Raw genomic sequence first — 14,008 nt, 5'->3', positions numbered from 1 at the left:
TTCGAGTAGGTTCTGAGGGCATGGTCAGCCCTCGTTTCGAACCAAGGTCGTTCACTCCGACGCCGAAGCGGTTCGGCCGCTCCAACCACATCGTGTGGCCGGCAGTGGAGGGGCAGCGTGCATCGCTGCAGCGGGCTTCGGCGATCCTGCAACACCAATTCGCGCGCCTGGTCCGGGACGGTCTCGATGAACACGGGACGACGTTGAAGCAGTACACGAGTGAGCTCGGCCTCGATTACCGGCGGATGTCCCGCATCCTGTGCGGGGAGATCGTCATGAAGCTCGAAGATGTCATGCTCGCATCCCGATATCTCGGGTTCACGCTGGCGCTCGAACGCAAGGAAGCTGCGCGGCCAGATGCGCCAGTCAGCGCGGCTCCGGCGAGTAGTCGAAACCGCGGTATCGCGGGATGGTAAGTGAAGGGCTGGGTTCATGACGCAACCAACTGAAATAGGGTATTAGAATACCCGAACTGTTCGTGTGGCGCCAGGCCAGGGAACGGGCTCGGCGGGGTGTCGGGTGTCCGCGCCGGTGGCGTTCCCCACAGGGTGTGCGGTTGAGGTGAGGCGGTCACTACGCTCTGAGGGTGGAGCTTCTACTCATCGTTGTTGGCGTGTTCGTCGTGTTGGTCATCGTCGCGATGGTGAAGGGGGCAAAACCCGTCCCGCCGGTTTCCGATGACCGTGATGGATTCGAGCATGCTGCGGCGCGCAATGCGCAACTGCGTGACGCCGCACTCAATTCTGCAGTCCAGTCAGCCACTGTGGGGAAGCGCCATGACGTCGCAACCCATCGGGTGAGCGTCGCGACCATCGATACGGCTGCATTGCAGATTCTCTCTTTGGAGCAACTGCCGTCGATTCGGGCACGTATCAAGGGAAGTTTCGGGTGCGTGAGTGACGAAGAACGCGAGCGGTACTCCGCGCAGCGGTACCTCCTCGTTCGTGAGCCAACCAATTCGCACGATGAAAACGCGATCGCGATCTACGGGCGCGGTCGCAAGGTGGGATATGTGTCGGCAGCCAAAGCCGCAGCGCTCGCCCCACTGCTCGACCCGCTTCCCTACGATGCGTTCTCCGTCGGCGGCGCGGGAACGAGCGATTCGAGCATCCAGATGTGGGTCGATCTTCCCCGGATGCCTGAGCTGCGCAACTATCTCCGCGGTCAGTGACCCGGGACACGAAGAAGGGGCCGTGTGATGACCCGCGTGGTGGGGCAGGTGCGCGCTTGGCCGAGCACGTTCCTGCTCTCAGAGATGCCTTTCAGTCTTTCGGAAGCACCGGCCGCCTTCTGGACGTGACCGGGAATCAACAGCAACATCTCGACAGGACCCTTGCCAGAAATGGTGGCGTGATGTTCGTGGTCAGGTTGAGTCGCGTACTGTGCTGGAGATGAGTGCGTGTTCGGGTCTGGTCGACGAAGCTCGACGCGTCGCAGCCTTGCACCCCACCCCTCGAGCGTTTCTCACCCAGCTCGGTGAGAGCGCCGGCGGTGTCCGGCGAGGCCCGCTGTGGATCGTCGACGCCGCCCGCGGGGGACGCAACACAATCTCTGGTCGCGGATTCAGGCGCGCCTACGACGACAATACGAACGGTCAAGCGAGACACTTCGCCGGTACCGTCGCCGTCTGCACCCGGCTCGGCACCCATCTCACACGATGGCTCTCCATCTACTTGTTGAGAGATGCCCCGACATCACCAGACGGGAAACTCGCTGAAGCCGCGCTCACCTTCACTACACGCATACGGCGAGGTGACCTCGCGCCCGCTGAAGCTCCGGACTGGATCCGTCAACACGTCTGCGAACAACAAAAGTAGCCGAAACGCTCTGGGGCTTACCTGACGCTGGCCCACGGACGCTCTCGAGCGTCGACGTCGCCCTGCTGGCGTGCAACGCGATTCATCGGTGCACTCGCAACACTGACGTGAAGACCGGTCTCGAGCGGTAGGAGGGCGGTGACGATCGTTCCGCGGCGGCCTGTCGAGCCAGTTTGAGCGAATCGCTGACGCGGGTGGTGTCTTGGTGGGCGATGGTCAGCCCGAGTGGCGCTCCTGACCCCATCGGAATAGGGCGCGAAGGCCCGCTTGTGGCCCAGCTCAGCGGCCAGTGACCGGCCCTCGAGGATGGCCGTCCACCAGTGTGCGTATTAGAATCCCCGCATGGTGGCGTGGCAGTTGGGTGACGAGGTGGTCGCCGTGGCCGGGGACTGGCACGGGAACGTGCGCTGGGTTCAGCGTGCTCTCCCTGCTTTGGTGCGTGTGGCTCCGCATGTGAGGACGATGCTGCATCTCGGGGACTTCGGGATCTGGCCGGGGCGGCCCCCGGGTTTTCTCGGCACGGTCGATTACTGGTGCCGGCGTTCCGGCTTCGAACGGATCCTCGTGACGCCCGGGAACCACGACGACTGGGACCAGCTCGTGACTGCGTTCGAGGCTGCACCGGGGGAGCCTGTGCAGCTGAGTGAGTACGTGTGGGCGTTGCCGAGGGGATACCGGTTCAACATCGGCGGCCGCACTGTGATGTCCTTCGGCGGTGCCGCCTCGTTCGACGCCGCTGAGCGGATCCCGGGGCGCACCTGGTGGGCGGCTGAGATGCCGACGATCGCCGACGTGGCGGCGGCGATCGCACCAGGGGCAGTGGACCTATTGCTGACCCATGATGCTCCGCCGGAACTTGCGGATCTGGTGACCACCGGCGAGGAGATGTCGCCCGACGCGCGCCGATACGTGGCCGCGTCGGCCGCGCGCATTGGTGAGGTGTGGCGGTCGGTCTCACCCGCGGTCCTCGCCCACGGGCATCTGCACCGGCAGGGGACGCATCATTTTCCCGATCGTGGAGTGGTGTATGGCTTGGCAGCCGACGGTTCCGACGGCAATCTCGCACTCCTCCGGATGCGTGATCTGTCCTGGGAGTGGGTGCGTCTCACACAGACAGGCACTGTGTCCCTTGTCCCTGACGAGACCCACTGACGGGGCAGAGTCAGAGCTCCGCGTAGCGAAGCGCGAACCTGGCGAGCGCCGGCTGGGGGGCAGGGACGAATGGAAGGTATCGGGTGAGGGCCTCGAGTGAGCTCACTCCAGCCGCTTCCATCAGAGCTCGCGGAGGCGCTCCTGACGACAGCAGGGTCACCACCCAGGTTGCCCGCAGCCGTGGGCTCTGCGGCTTCAGCTCAACGCCGGCGCTGCGGGCTACGAAGTTGGTGACGATGTTCGGATAGAACGCTTGGTGACCTGGTCGGAACAGTGGAGTGGTGCGTGGCGTCTGCTCGAGCACCTCGAGGAGGGTGCTTTCCCAGCTCTGCAGGAGTGGTATCACGCGCCGGCGAGGGCCCTTGACGTGCACGAGCACCCCGTCGTCGTCGATGATGATGTCCTCTGAGGTGATGGCAGCGAGCTCTCGGGCGGCGAGGCCGGCGCCAGCCCCGAGACTGATGAGAGCTGCAGCGCTCAGGCGGGCGTGCGGTGTTGGTTGCCCGATCGCCCACGCTCGAAACGAGTTGAGCTCTGGTATGGGATACGGGGTGGACGGTGATGCGGCGGGCAGGGTCGGCAGTCGAGGAAGTGTCTCCGCGGGGAGGAGGAACTCGGCCATGCGCAGCAGCTGTGCGCGTAGGTTGGCCTGACTGGCGGGGGAGAGCCCTCGCTGTTGACTGACTGCATGTGCGATCGTTCGCCGATCGAACACGGACTCTCGATCAAGTTCTAAGCCCGCACTGAATAGACACCAAGAGGTATGGCGAGTGAGGGCATACATGAGCTCGGGTACCGAGTAGGGCGTCGCATCGGCGGCCTCGATGACCGCTTCGGTAACGAACGGCCGAATCAGAGCCCATCGTTCAGCGGGCATGATGGGCTCGAATGCCGCCGCCTGCGCGGCATTGGACTCACCGGAGCGTTCACCGCGTCGGGGCATCACACCACCTCGGTTATTAGAATACGCATCCGGTGACTGAATTACGAGGGGCATCTGACTGCGATTGCATGCGAACGAGGGAAGCGTCGCCGGGCGTCAGGCATGAGGTTCAATGGTTTTCGCGTCACCCAGGCGAGGCTTCCTGGTGACTAGGTAGTGCGTATTAGAATAAGCATATGCTGCGACTTGGTCATCGAAGGAGTTCGGGTGCCACGGGGTGCCCGGGTTCTCGTCTACGCTCGAACCATGTCTCGGCCGGCTCGCCCTTCCCCGCGCGCCGTCGCGCCCGGATGGCCTGACGTGGAATCAGCGGATCCGATCGGCGAGGTCGCCCGCCAGCTGGCCAAGAACGTCCAGGCGGCCATCGGTGATCGCAGCGTCCGCTCGGTCGCGAAAGACACGGGTGTTGACCACACCACGATCCTCGCGATCCTCGGCGGGCGGGTGTGGCCGGATCTGTACACCATCGCGAAGCTCGAACTCGGCCTTGGCGCAGATCTCTGGCCCGGCCGCCAACGGCGCCACCAGTAGAGAGTTCCGCAGCCTGCGACAAAAACCGCGCAGAGTCACATCGTCGTGCGAGAGTGCATGAAATTCACCCATAATCTCGCGGTTCATGTCGCGCGTGCTCGTAGGGTGGGACGGGATCACTCATGGCGCAAGTGCCCGACGGTCTGCGTCATGACGGGGCGTTGGTGTTGTCGCCCTGGTGCGCGACCATGTGTGAAGGCGGCCCACGGCCCTGTTGCCGGAAGCGTGTCAGCTTCAGCTCAGGTGTACATCATCTCGTTCATATTGGAATATAATATGAGTCAATCACGGAGTTCGACTCTCGGCTCCGGAACGACAAGTGTGGAGGGCCGGCAATGACGCTCGTGCGTATCGGGGAAGCTTTTGAATTCGAGGAGCAGCTGACAGTTGAGGGTGGTCGGCTGTCGGTAGGCGGGCTGGCTCCGGAGTTTGTGCTTGAGCAGTTCGACCCCGAGAAGGGCGCGATTCGCCCGCGAGAAGTGTGGGGTGAAACCGCTGAAGTGCGCATCCTCAATGTCATCAATGCTGTGGACACCCCGGTCTGCTCCACAAGCTTGACGGCCTGGGAATCGCACACCGCCGCACTCAAGGGTGTAACCGTTGTCACGATTAGCATGGATCTTCCATTTACGCTCGAGCGCGCCCGAGTCGACAGGGGCCTCACTCAGACGATGTTGTCTTCCCACAAGAACGAGGCGTTCGCGACCGCGTACGGGATCCACCTGCGTGAGTGGCGGATGCTTCAGCGTGCCGTGTTCGTCATCGACCAGGACGGCAAGCTGTTGCATGTCGAGTACATCGCCGACCAGATGGCTGAGCCCAACTACCAGGCTGCGGTTGATATCGCGCGACGATCACTGTGACTGCCTCGGGTGTTGTGGGATGTTCTGAGTTTGTCACATCGGAGCCTTGCTCGGTTGCGGGTGAGCCACCGTGCCGATGATCCCCTGAGGCGCCGTGTCCGCATGCGCGTGAGCGATGCGTGGTCTCGATGTGGAGCCTGATCGCGCTCGTGAAGAATGAGTCGGCCGGTGGCCCGCGTGGTCAGCAATTGGCTGTTGCGCATGACGCCGGTAGGGTTCGGAAGTTCTGAGACCCACTGGGCTGACCGCCGCTCGGTGCGTGAATCCAGTCAGCCTCGGATCCATCCGCTCTTTGCCTCTACCCCGCAACCTGCCCTGTCTCCTTCCGGTACGAAGCCCGCCCGCGTTCGGGCGGGGGAAATGGCCTAAGGCGGTCATCTGTCTCGGTCCGCCGCGCTGGCGACACGATCCGGGACTCTCGGGAGCGATGGAACTCCGCGAGTTAAAATTGACATACAAATGTCAATATTAAAATGTGTATGCTTGGTATCGTCTCTGACCTTGCACACAGTGACCGTTCGATCTAGAAACGTAAATCACATATATACGAAGGTGTTGAAAATGACAGATGTAAACCCGGGCGGGCAATTCTCGAACCAGCCCAACGCTCCCCACGACCCGCAGCCGCGGGCAATGACAGAAGAGACCACTTCTTCATATCCCGCGAACTACGTGACGCATTCTGGCTACGAGCATCAGCGGACCCTGTCTGACCAGCGCTATGAGTACGCTCCGCCCGCCGCGCAGAAAACCAATCTGATGGCGATTCTGTCGATCATCGCCCCGTTCGTCGGCTTCTCGCTCGCCGGGCTCGTGCTCGGCATCATCGGCCTCAACCAGATCAAGAAGACCGGCGAGCAGGGCCACGGGCTCGCGCTCGCTGGCACGATCGTAAGTGGTGTCTTCATCCTGCTCAGCGTCATCGTGGTCGTCTTCTGGATCGTCGTCGTCGCCTCTGTTGCGGGCAGCAACTGGCACTACAGCGACTTCTGAATCTGAATCTCAGGGCCTACTTCTTCGTTTCGGAAACGAGGTGGTAGGCCCTGCAGTCGTCCACGACATGGCGAGGGCCCGAGGTTGGGCCGCGCGACGAGGCCGTCCACCTCACCCAGTCGAGCCGCAAGCCGTGCCCGTACTACTTCGTGTCGTGGTCGAAGCCGCTCGGGAGAGCAGTGTATAGCCCGCTTCGGTTCGCTCGGTCGAGCGCGATTTCGCGGCTGAAGGACCACAACTCTGTCGATTTCGGGAACTGCTCGAGCCATTGGGCCATCGCGTCTCCGTCCATGGGAATGGCCATCGTGCCGTCATCGCTCACGGAAATACTGGAGCTGGATTGTGCAGCTAGGCGCAGCAGTATGTAGTAGTCGTGGTTCTCGCTGAGCGAGTACGCGCCTACCGTGAGTTCGGCACGGTCTTGTTCTTGACAGATGCGTTTGCATCGCACGACCAGCTCGCGGATGCGTTCGTACTCATCCACAGCAGGTGCCTGGCCGGGAGCATGTTCTGCGACAAACACCCAGTAAAGGTAGTTCCAGACCGCATCAACGGGGGTGGTGTCGCCGACGTTTGACCTGATCTCATCCATCCCGTCGTGAAAGAGCGCAGTGGCTTGCACGCCGGCGAGTCGATAGTCGGACTGGTCCTCATGGCGCACGGACCGCACGAACCCATCCGCTTTGAGAAACTGCAGACCATCGGCACCGGCAAGCAGCTTGGTGAAGCCCTGATCGCGCTGGTCGATACGGCTGCGCAAGAACGCCTGGTTGATGTCTCGCTTGTGCACCCGGCGGCGCCACGCCCACCCCGCCGCGCCAAGCCCAGCCGTGATCACGGCCGTAGCGGCAACAATGAGCAACTCGTGGATCATCGCTGAAGCCCTACGCCGCAGCATTTCATGCGCGATGTCGGGAGCGAACGGGAGGAACGAGTAATCACGAAGACTCAACCTTCTCAGGGACACTCACGCATCCGGGTGAGATGCAACCATGCCTTGGCCGCGTCTTCAACCGCAACAATCGACTCACAAACCGGCAACGATTCGCGCCCCCGAGCTCACAAACAGACACGGCAACAAGGCTGGACCCACCCCGCGCATCTCACCCAGGCAGGATGAGACCTCCTACCAACGCACATTGAGGGATTCGAGGAAGATGGTGTTCTTCCTTCGGATGTGCGGTTCGTGCTCCGTGAGGGCCAGCTGGGGAAGCTGGGTCAGCAGCGCGCTGAGACTCTCACGCATTTCCATGCGCGCGAAGTTCTGACCCAAACAGTGGTGCGGGCCGTGGCTGAAGCCGAGGTGGGACCGGGCATTGCTCCGGTGGATGTCAAACATATGCGGGTCGGGAAACACGCTTGCGTCCCAGTTGGCCATGAATGGGAGACCCAAGTAGTCATCTCCGCCCTGGAAAGTGAAGCCCGCGATAGGAGTATCGACCAAAACCGAGCGCTGCAACGTCATCGTCGAGAAAGACACAAAGCGCATGAGCTCCTCGATCGCGTTCTCCCAGAGGTCGGGATCGGCGCGGAGTTCGTTGCTGGCCTCTGGCTGGGTGAGGAGCACATATGCACCCCACGAGATCATGTTCGCTGTTGTGTCGTAACCCGCTGCGAGGAGAACTGTGCACAACCAGGCGAGGTCATAGTCGGAGAACTCGCCCCCATGCTTGTCGATGAGGTAGCTGAGGAGGTCATCGCCCGGCTGCTCCCGCTTCTGGGCGACGAGGCGATGGCAGTCGCCGATGAATGACTCGAGGATCTTCCGCGACTCGAGCATCTCGCGCTCAGACTGCTTCGGATCGAACATCGCCGATGCCGTCCTGGCAAAGGCTGCGTGCATCTCCTCTGGGGCGCCGACCAGGCACGCGATCGACCGCCCGGACACCGGTGCGGAAAAGGAATTGACGAGGTCAGCGGACGTCCCAGCCTCGCGAAGCAGAGCAATCTGATCGTTGACGATGCCAGTGAGGGCGACGCGATAGCGCTCGATGTTCCTTCTCGAAAAGTAAGGGTTCAGAACCGCCCGGATACTGGCATGTTCGGCGGCGCTGCTTCTGAAGAGGTCGAACTGGCTCATCTGCGGCACGCCAGGGAAGAGCTCGCTCTCCACCTTCCCGAGTAAGCCACGGACGAGTTCGAAACTGGCAACCGCGGTAACTGACCCGCCCCGAAGCGTCACTTCGTCATTCTCGACAGCGATGGGCCGCGCGCTCGTCGGGTGCACTTCGCGGTAGCTGTCGGCATGTGGGCAAAACGGGAAACCCGCCCCCGTACCGCGCTCCAAGAATGGGTATGCGGGTCCAGCTGTGCCATTGGTCGTATCGGGCATGGGTTCCTCTCGAGACTCACTGCCGGGCCGGGCCTCAGACGCGCGACATGCATCGAAGCTCGCTCATCAGGTCTTACATCCTCACTTGAGCAACAGTGACTATCAAACATAGTATGCCAATTTCAAAGAACGGCTTCGACTGGTCGTTTTGTTCCGAACGTTTCTCGGTATGGCTGAAGACCGCGCCGCCTCGCGGAAGGCGTGGGTCCGCAGCTCACCGGGGACGGAGGTGATGGTGTGGGCGTGGGTGGAAGCGCGCAGCGAGTCCTCATCCGTGAATCACCGAGTGGAGCAGCTGGTAGATCTCCTGCGAGCCGGAACCCGGGCTCCCACTCAAGGCCATTGAGGCGCCCCGGCTCGTTGGGATGCAACCAGTCCAAGGGGACCTTGACAGCGCTTTATTATCTAGCATAATATTCCACATATTCAGGGATCATGCAGGGTACTGACTTGCCGAATGTGGCAACGGGGGCTGTGCAACACAAGTGATCACCTGATGATCAGGTGGTGCGCCCTCACCCCGTGGTCGAATTTGCCAGGGCGCGACTGAGGGAAAGAGAAACCAATGAAGCAGAAGAGAGTTTTGGCCGCCGCGCTGACCAGCGGACTGATCGTGGGTGTGCTTGCCATCGCGGCTCCCGCCCAGGCAGACACGTCAGGGGGAACCCCCATCACGATCGCGGTGACTGGCGGCCCGTTGAACATCAGCGTTCCTGGGGGGCCAGTCTCGCTCGGGTCTGTCCAAGCCAGCGCGAGCGTGCAAACGGTCAGTGCCAGCCTTGGCGCGGTCACTGTCACGGATGTCCGAGGTGGCGTCGCCGGCTGGGTGGCAACGGCAAGCGCAACGGACTTCACCGGCCCGCAGAACATTTCGGTCTCGAGCCCGGGGGTTGCGACCTACACGGCAACACCGGCAGTGGTTGCCGGGACCGCAAACGTCACGGGCGGCAACTTGAACGCGCTGTACCCCAGCGGGGTCGTGCAAACGGCAACGGGAGTTTCAGGCGTGAACGCTGCCACGTGGAATCCCACCATCGCCGTGACAATTCCTGCCGACGCCCTCGCCGGCACCTACTCAACGACGTTGGTCCATTCAGTTTCCTAGAGCACGAGACGATCGTCACCTCAAGGAATATGTTCACGTATCGGTTACGTCTCATTCGGGGTGCGGTTGCTGTAGCCACGGTCGCAACAGTGATCGCGCCCCAATGGGGTGCACCGAACTCAGCCACGTCGATGACAGAGGAAGTAGCGGACCCGGGGAACGTGGGTGTGCGACTCGTTGACATTCCCGCGGACGCTGCGGATGACCCTCGGGCGCGCCAGTACATCGTCGACTCCCTGCTGCCCGGCACCACGATCACCCGACGGATCGAAATCTCCAACACAACGGCTGCCCCGATTCAGGTCACTGGGTATGCCGCGGCGGCGACCATCGAAAAGGGGGCTTTTGTCGGAGCTGACGAGCGAGAAGCGAACGAACTCTCGTCCTGGACGACGCTGAGTAAGCCCACGCTTGAGCTTGCTGCTCAGAGCGTCGGGGAAAACATCGTGACAATCGCCGTCCCTGCCGACGCGGCACCAGGAGAGACCTATGCCATCATCTGGGCAGAAGTTGGCATCGCTGAGGCCAGCGGCGTGAAGCTTGTCAACAGGGTCGGAATTCGAATCTACTTGGAAGTGCGTGGCGACAATCCGCGTGCGACCGCTTTTGTTGTCGATTCGATGACTGCCGCCCGAGATGCCGATGGTCGTCCCGTCGTATATGCCCAGGTCCACAACACCGGCGGGAGAGCCATCGACATTACTGGCACCCTGAACCTGGCATCCGTTTCGGGCTCACTCACCGCCGGACCCTACGACGCCGCGCTGGGCACGACCGTCGCGCCAGGGCAATCGGAACCAATCAAAATCTTGCCGGGGGATGACCTTGCGGCCGGCCCATGGAAAGCGGACCTGCAACTGCAGAGCGGCCTCGTGAAGGAGCGCAGTGAAGCCGAAATACGCTTCCCTGAGGCGGGCAGCAGCTCCCCGCCCGCTCCAGCTCGGCGGCCTGCCGACGCGGGACTCGGCGCAATTCTCGCTCTCGGCATAGGCCTCGTTGTCCTCGCCGGCGGCTACGCCGTCGTCATGTGGATCAGAAGACGCCGGAACTCGGTACCTTGACCCCGCACTTGCACACCATCTAAGCGCAGGAGCGGTGGCCCAGAAATGATCTGCGCCACCGCTTTCCTGCTGCCGGTTGAAGGCGACCCACGAGCCCGGTCGAAGACTGAAGCGGCCCGTCGACCAGGGCTCGGCGGCACAATGCAGCAGTACCGTGAGGCCGAGCATTGAAGACTACTGAGAGCTGTTGTCAGCTGTGGCGTCTCGCTTGGAGGTGAGGAACCAGGCACCGGCGCCTAAGAAGGGCGCAACGAGGATCGCGATGATCCAGAGCGCCTTCGTTTTTCCAGTGAGTTCGGCTCCCGACACCTCGATGAGAGCTGAGATGACGAGCGCGAGGCAGGCAATGGTGCCCACAGCGAGAAGAATGGCAAGCATGACGCTCCTACAAGTCGATTTCTAACATGTTATTTCACATTACAATGTCGTGTCTGAGTGCTGCGTGTACAACTGATTCGCCCGCAGGCATTCCGCGACTGCCCTCTCAGTGCAGAACAGCGACGCGGCCGAGTTCGCCTCGGCCGGGATGGTGAACGGCAGCGCTTTCGATGCCTGCGTCCGTGTGCCTGCTCGAGTCTCGGAACGCCGGGCTGAAGTACGGTTCGGGAGAACAACCCCACGATGCGCAGGGAGGCCCGCTTTGCCGACGCGGGCCATCTGGCTGACCCTCGTTGGCGCTCGTTTCGGCTGACCTCAAGACAGGAGGAAGCCGTTTCAATCGATGACGGCGATGACGATGGAGCCCATCGGAAACGAACTTCCGCGATCTAGCTTCCTACGCCACTGAATGGACAAAGGCGTACAGGCTGCTGCGGATGAATGCGGGGTCGTTGGTGGCCAGCGCAGATTTAAGTGTCGCGAGCGATGCCTCGTTCACCGCCTCGAACCGGCCGCTGGTGGTCGCGCACACAGCAAACCGGTAGGCCAACGCCTCGATATGGGCTGAGGTTGCGCAACTCAGGAACTGATTCGGCACCGAGTCGGCGAGGTGGGTAGCGAACTGCACGAAGGCTTGACGGAACCTTGCGGGCGACATGCCGGCGGCGGCGACGTCATCCAACGCCTCCATCAACCGGGACCGTTGAACGGTGTCGAGGTCGGGAATCGCCTCGGGAATGCCAGCGCACAGCAGGGAGAACAGTGCTGCCCCGAGCTCTGCCTGGGAATCCGGTTCGGGGGTAGCCACGCGGGTGAATCGCTGAGCGGACATCTCGATGAGTCCGACTCGAGCGAGGTCGTTGAGAGCCTCGCGTACTGGAGTTCTCGAGACACCAAGCCAGGACTGCAGTTGATGGTCGTGCAAGCGTTCACCTGGCTCCAGGGTGTTGTCAAAGATTGCCGCCCGAATCCGAATGAGCGCGGCCTCACGGAGCGACACCCGCTCAACCAAGGTGCCTTTGGGAATTGGCATGTCCGTTCTCCTTTGTCTAGCAGCAGCTCACCCCGAGGGGCGTGGTCAGCGAAAACCCAGCATGTTCTGCAAATATAATGTTAAATTTATCACGAGTAGATCGGTGTCAGGTATGAGTCAGCGTCGGCGGGTTGAGGGGGCCTTGGTCGTTGTGATTCTCCTCATCGGGACGGCTTCCGTCGACGCCCTCGTTGCGTGGGCGGTGGCGATGTCCTTCTTCGTCACCACCCACCCGCATGGCATCGGGAGCGCCACCTTGATCGGGGCAGCTTCCCTTTTTGTGGCACAGGTGACACTGGTCGCGGTCAACTGCCGGTGGCGCATCCTGAGGGGTGCGGCTGGAATGACTCCACTCCCTGCCCACCATTCGGAGTCCCCGGAGGAGAACCGAAGCTGACGCAGCGACGAGCCGTCCTGAGAGACGCTCCGACTGGCCCGCCCGTGAAGCTCATATGCGAAACCCATCGCAGCGAGGCAGTAAAGACGCCTGGGCCGTCCGTGTCCTGCAGTATGGAGGTCTCGCTCGTGTCCACAGCCACGCACCCAGCTCACAAACGTTCGGCCCTGTCGCGTCATACGAGCATGTCCGTGTTCTTGCCCCACGCCTTGAACTGGCCGAGCCGACGCCGGGCCACGAGCAGAACTTCTGTCGCAACGCGCACCTAGTGGCAACCGATGCATGGCTCATGATCTGGTCTAGCCGCGGAATGCGTGGATGAGAGTTGCGGTGCCTTCGATGATCGCTTCCGTGGATTGCGAGCTCACACGGACAGACAGCTCCTGATACGCCTGCATAAGGAGGGAACGCCGCTCGACGACTGGCCCGGCAGCAGGAGACTCCCACGCGATACATACTCGGTGAGCGAGAACGGGAACGTGGGGGGACAGCACCGAACTCAATACCGGGTTCGTGCCCGAGTGGCTGAGTCCGGCGAGAAGTTCCCGAAATGCACGATTGTGCCCGCGCACGTCCATGCTCCGCACGGCCTGGCCCGCAAGGCGGACTTGTTTGCTGAGCTCTGTCACCGTCGTTGATGGCCAGGGCGCCGGCGAAGAAGTCAAGAGAAGAACCATCACTCCCTCAAGCGCCTCCGCCAGTACGGTCTTGCGGCCGGGCTCGGCTTCCACCACGCGAGTGTGACGCTGCGGGCAGCGTTCAACCAATCCGACCTGTCCGAGATCATGGAGTGCCTCCCGCAGGGGGGTGCGGGAAACACCAAGCCAGTGGCTCAGCTCGCTATCCCGAAGTCGCTCGCCCGGTTCGAATGTCCCGTCAAAAATAGCCGCACGGAGCCGCTCTGCTGCCATCGTCCGGCTGGACGTGCGCATACAGGGTTCAACGACCTCTGGAACCGGCATGACTTCCCTTCCATCGCCGCTCGCCTCGTGACCACGCGAGTTCAAATCGGGCAGCGAACAAACACCCATCTGGACATATCTAACATATCCTGACACATGTTAGCTGGATTATTGGCATGCGAAAGAGCCGCGCCGTGCAGGAGGGGGCGCTGACGGTCTGAAATGGAGTTGGAGCGTGGACACGCGAAGGGCGCGCCTGTCAGCCGGGGCCGCCGGAGCCACCCAAAGCGGGTCAGGGCACGTGCCACGACCTGCTCGCGTTGCTTAAATCAACGGGGGAGCCTTGACGTGGGGTGACCCCAAACGGCCGCGCAGATCACGTTGCAACGATGTGTGACCTCTCCGCGGCGTCGCACCGTCCCGCATCGGGGAATGTGTCAGACCACAATCTCAAGGGTCCAGGCGCCTCAAACGGGCACGGCGTGCTGCGTGCTGAAGGCA

14 protein-coding genes are annotated in these 14,008 nt (G+C 62.2%); 8 read left to right on the top strand and 6 right to left on the bottom strand.

Annotation, left to right across the window (positions count from 1 at the left end):
- Positions 1-104 precede the first annotated feature (104 nt).
- The 3 genes from ACQ3HB_RS03090 to ACQ3HB_RS03080 all read left to right on the top strand — a co-directional run bounded on the left by ACQ3HB_RS03090 (position 105) and on the right by ACQ3HB_RS03080 (position 2,969).
- Positions 105-416, top strand: coding sequence for a hypothetical protein (locus ACQ3HB_RS03090; RefSeq protein ID WP_430917619.1), 312 nt, complete (start codon positions 105-107; stop codon positions 414-416).
- A 170-nt stretch (positions 417-586) separates the two neighbouring features.
- Complete coding sequence (locus tag ACQ3HB_RS03085; RefSeq protein ID WP_430917617.1) at positions 587-1,171, top strand: HIRAN domain-containing protein; 585 nt, start codon at positions 587-589, stop codon at positions 1,169-1,171.
- Between the two features lie 988 nt (positions 1,172-2,159).
- Positions 2,160-2,969 carry a metallophosphoesterase gene (locus tag ACQ3HB_RS03080; protein WP_430917615.1) on the top strand — a complete coding sequence of 270 codons (810 nt, stop codon included), beginning with the start codon at positions 2,160-2,162 and terminating at the stop codon, positions 2,967-2,969.
- 10 nt (positions 2,970-2,979) lie between these two features.
- Here the strand turns inward: ACQ3HB_RS03080 and ACQ3HB_RS03075 are convergent, their stop codons facing one another.
- The gene (locus tag ACQ3HB_RS03075) at positions 2,980-3,591 is read right to left on the bottom strand and encodes a tyrosine-type recombinase/integrase (RefSeq protein WP_430917613.1); all 612 of its coding nucleotides are present in this window, start codon (positions 3,589-3,591) and stop codon (positions 2,980-2,982) included.
- Positions 3,592-4,212: 621 nt separating this feature from the next.
- On the opposite strand from ACQ3HB_RS03075, the gene ACQ3HB_RS03070 reads away from it, so the two are divergent.
- The 3 genes from ACQ3HB_RS03070 (at position 4,213) to ACQ3HB_RS03060 (ending at position 6,299) form a co-directional block, all read left to right on the top strand.
- Complete coding sequence (locus ACQ3HB_RS03070) at positions 4,213-4,443, top strand: helix-turn-helix domain-containing protein (RefSeq protein WP_430917611.1); 231 nt, start codon at positions 4,213-4,215, stop codon at positions 4,441-4,443.
- A 335-nt stretch (positions 4,444-4,778) separates the two neighbouring features.
- The gene (locus ACQ3HB_RS03065) at positions 4,779-5,306 is read left to right on the top strand and encodes a redoxin domain-containing protein (RefSeq protein WP_430917609.1); all 528 of its coding nucleotides are present in this window, start codon (positions 4,779-4,781) and stop codon (positions 5,304-5,306) included.
- Positions 5,307-6,065: 759 nt separating this feature from the next.
- Positions 6,066-6,299, top strand: a complete 234-nt coding sequence (locus ACQ3HB_RS03060) for a DUF4190 domain-containing protein (protein WP_430917608.1) — start codon at positions 6,066-6,068, stop codon at positions 6,297-6,299.
- A gap of 142 nt (positions 6,300-6,441) precedes the next feature.
- Here ACQ3HB_RS03060 and ACQ3HB_RS03055 read toward each other — a convergent pair whose 3' ends face one another.
- Positions 6,442-7,173, bottom strand: a complete 732-nt coding sequence (locus ACQ3HB_RS03055) for a hypothetical protein (RefSeq protein ID WP_430917606.1) — start codon at positions 7,171-7,173, stop codon at positions 6,442-6,444.
- Between the two features lie 252 nt (positions 7,174-7,425).
- Entirely contained in the window at positions 7,426-8,631 is a 1,206-nt protein-coding gene (locus ACQ3HB_RS03050) for a cytochrome P450 (RefSeq protein WP_430917604.1), read from the bottom strand.
- 565 nt (positions 8,632-9,196) lie between these two features.
- Here ACQ3HB_RS03050 and ACQ3HB_RS03045 point away from each other — a divergent pair.
- Together ACQ3HB_RS03045 and ACQ3HB_RS03040 are read left to right on the top strand one after the other, a co-directional pair.
- Complete coding sequence (locus tag ACQ3HB_RS03045; protein ID WP_430917602.1) at positions 9,197-9,736, top strand: WxL domain-containing protein; 540 nt, start codon at positions 9,197-9,199, stop codon at positions 9,734-9,736.
- Between the two features lie 167 nt (positions 9,737-9,903).
- A complete protein-coding gene (locus ACQ3HB_RS03040; protein WP_430917600.1) occupies positions 9,904-10,797 on the top strand; it encodes a COG1361 family protein in 894 nt (297 codons plus the stop codon).
- 174 nt (positions 10,798-10,971) lie between these two features.
- Here the strand turns inward: ACQ3HB_RS03040 and ACQ3HB_RS03035 are convergent, their stop codons facing one another.
- The 3 genes from ACQ3HB_RS03035 to ACQ3HB_RS03025 form a co-directional block, all read right to left on the bottom strand.
- Positions 10,972-11,175, bottom strand: a complete 204-nt coding sequence (locus ACQ3HB_RS03035; protein WP_430917598.1) for a PLDc N-terminal domain-containing protein — start codon at positions 11,173-11,175, stop codon at positions 10,972-10,974.
- Positions 11,176-11,572: 397 nt separating this feature from the next.
- On the bottom strand, positions 11,573-12,208 hold the full coding sequence (locus ACQ3HB_RS03030) for a GntR family transcriptional regulator (protein WP_430917596.1): 636 nt from the start codon (positions 12,206-12,208) through the stop codon (positions 11,573-11,575).
- Positions 12,209-12,904: 696 nt separating this feature from the next.
- Positions 12,905-13,567 carry a GntR family transcriptional regulator gene (locus ACQ3HB_RS03025; protein ID WP_430917594.1) on the bottom strand — a complete coding sequence of 221 codons (663 nt, stop codon included), beginning with the start codon at positions 13,565-13,567 and terminating at the stop codon, positions 12,905-12,907.
- Positions 13,568-14,008 lie beyond the last annotated feature (441 nt).

Origin of the sequence: Plantibacter lichenum (assembly GCF_050587525.1) — a bacterium.
Lineage (GTDB): Bacteria > Actinomycetota > Actinomycetes > Actinomycetales > Microbacteriaceae > Plantibacter.
This window is presented reverse-complemented; position numbering and strand designations above follow the sequence as displayed.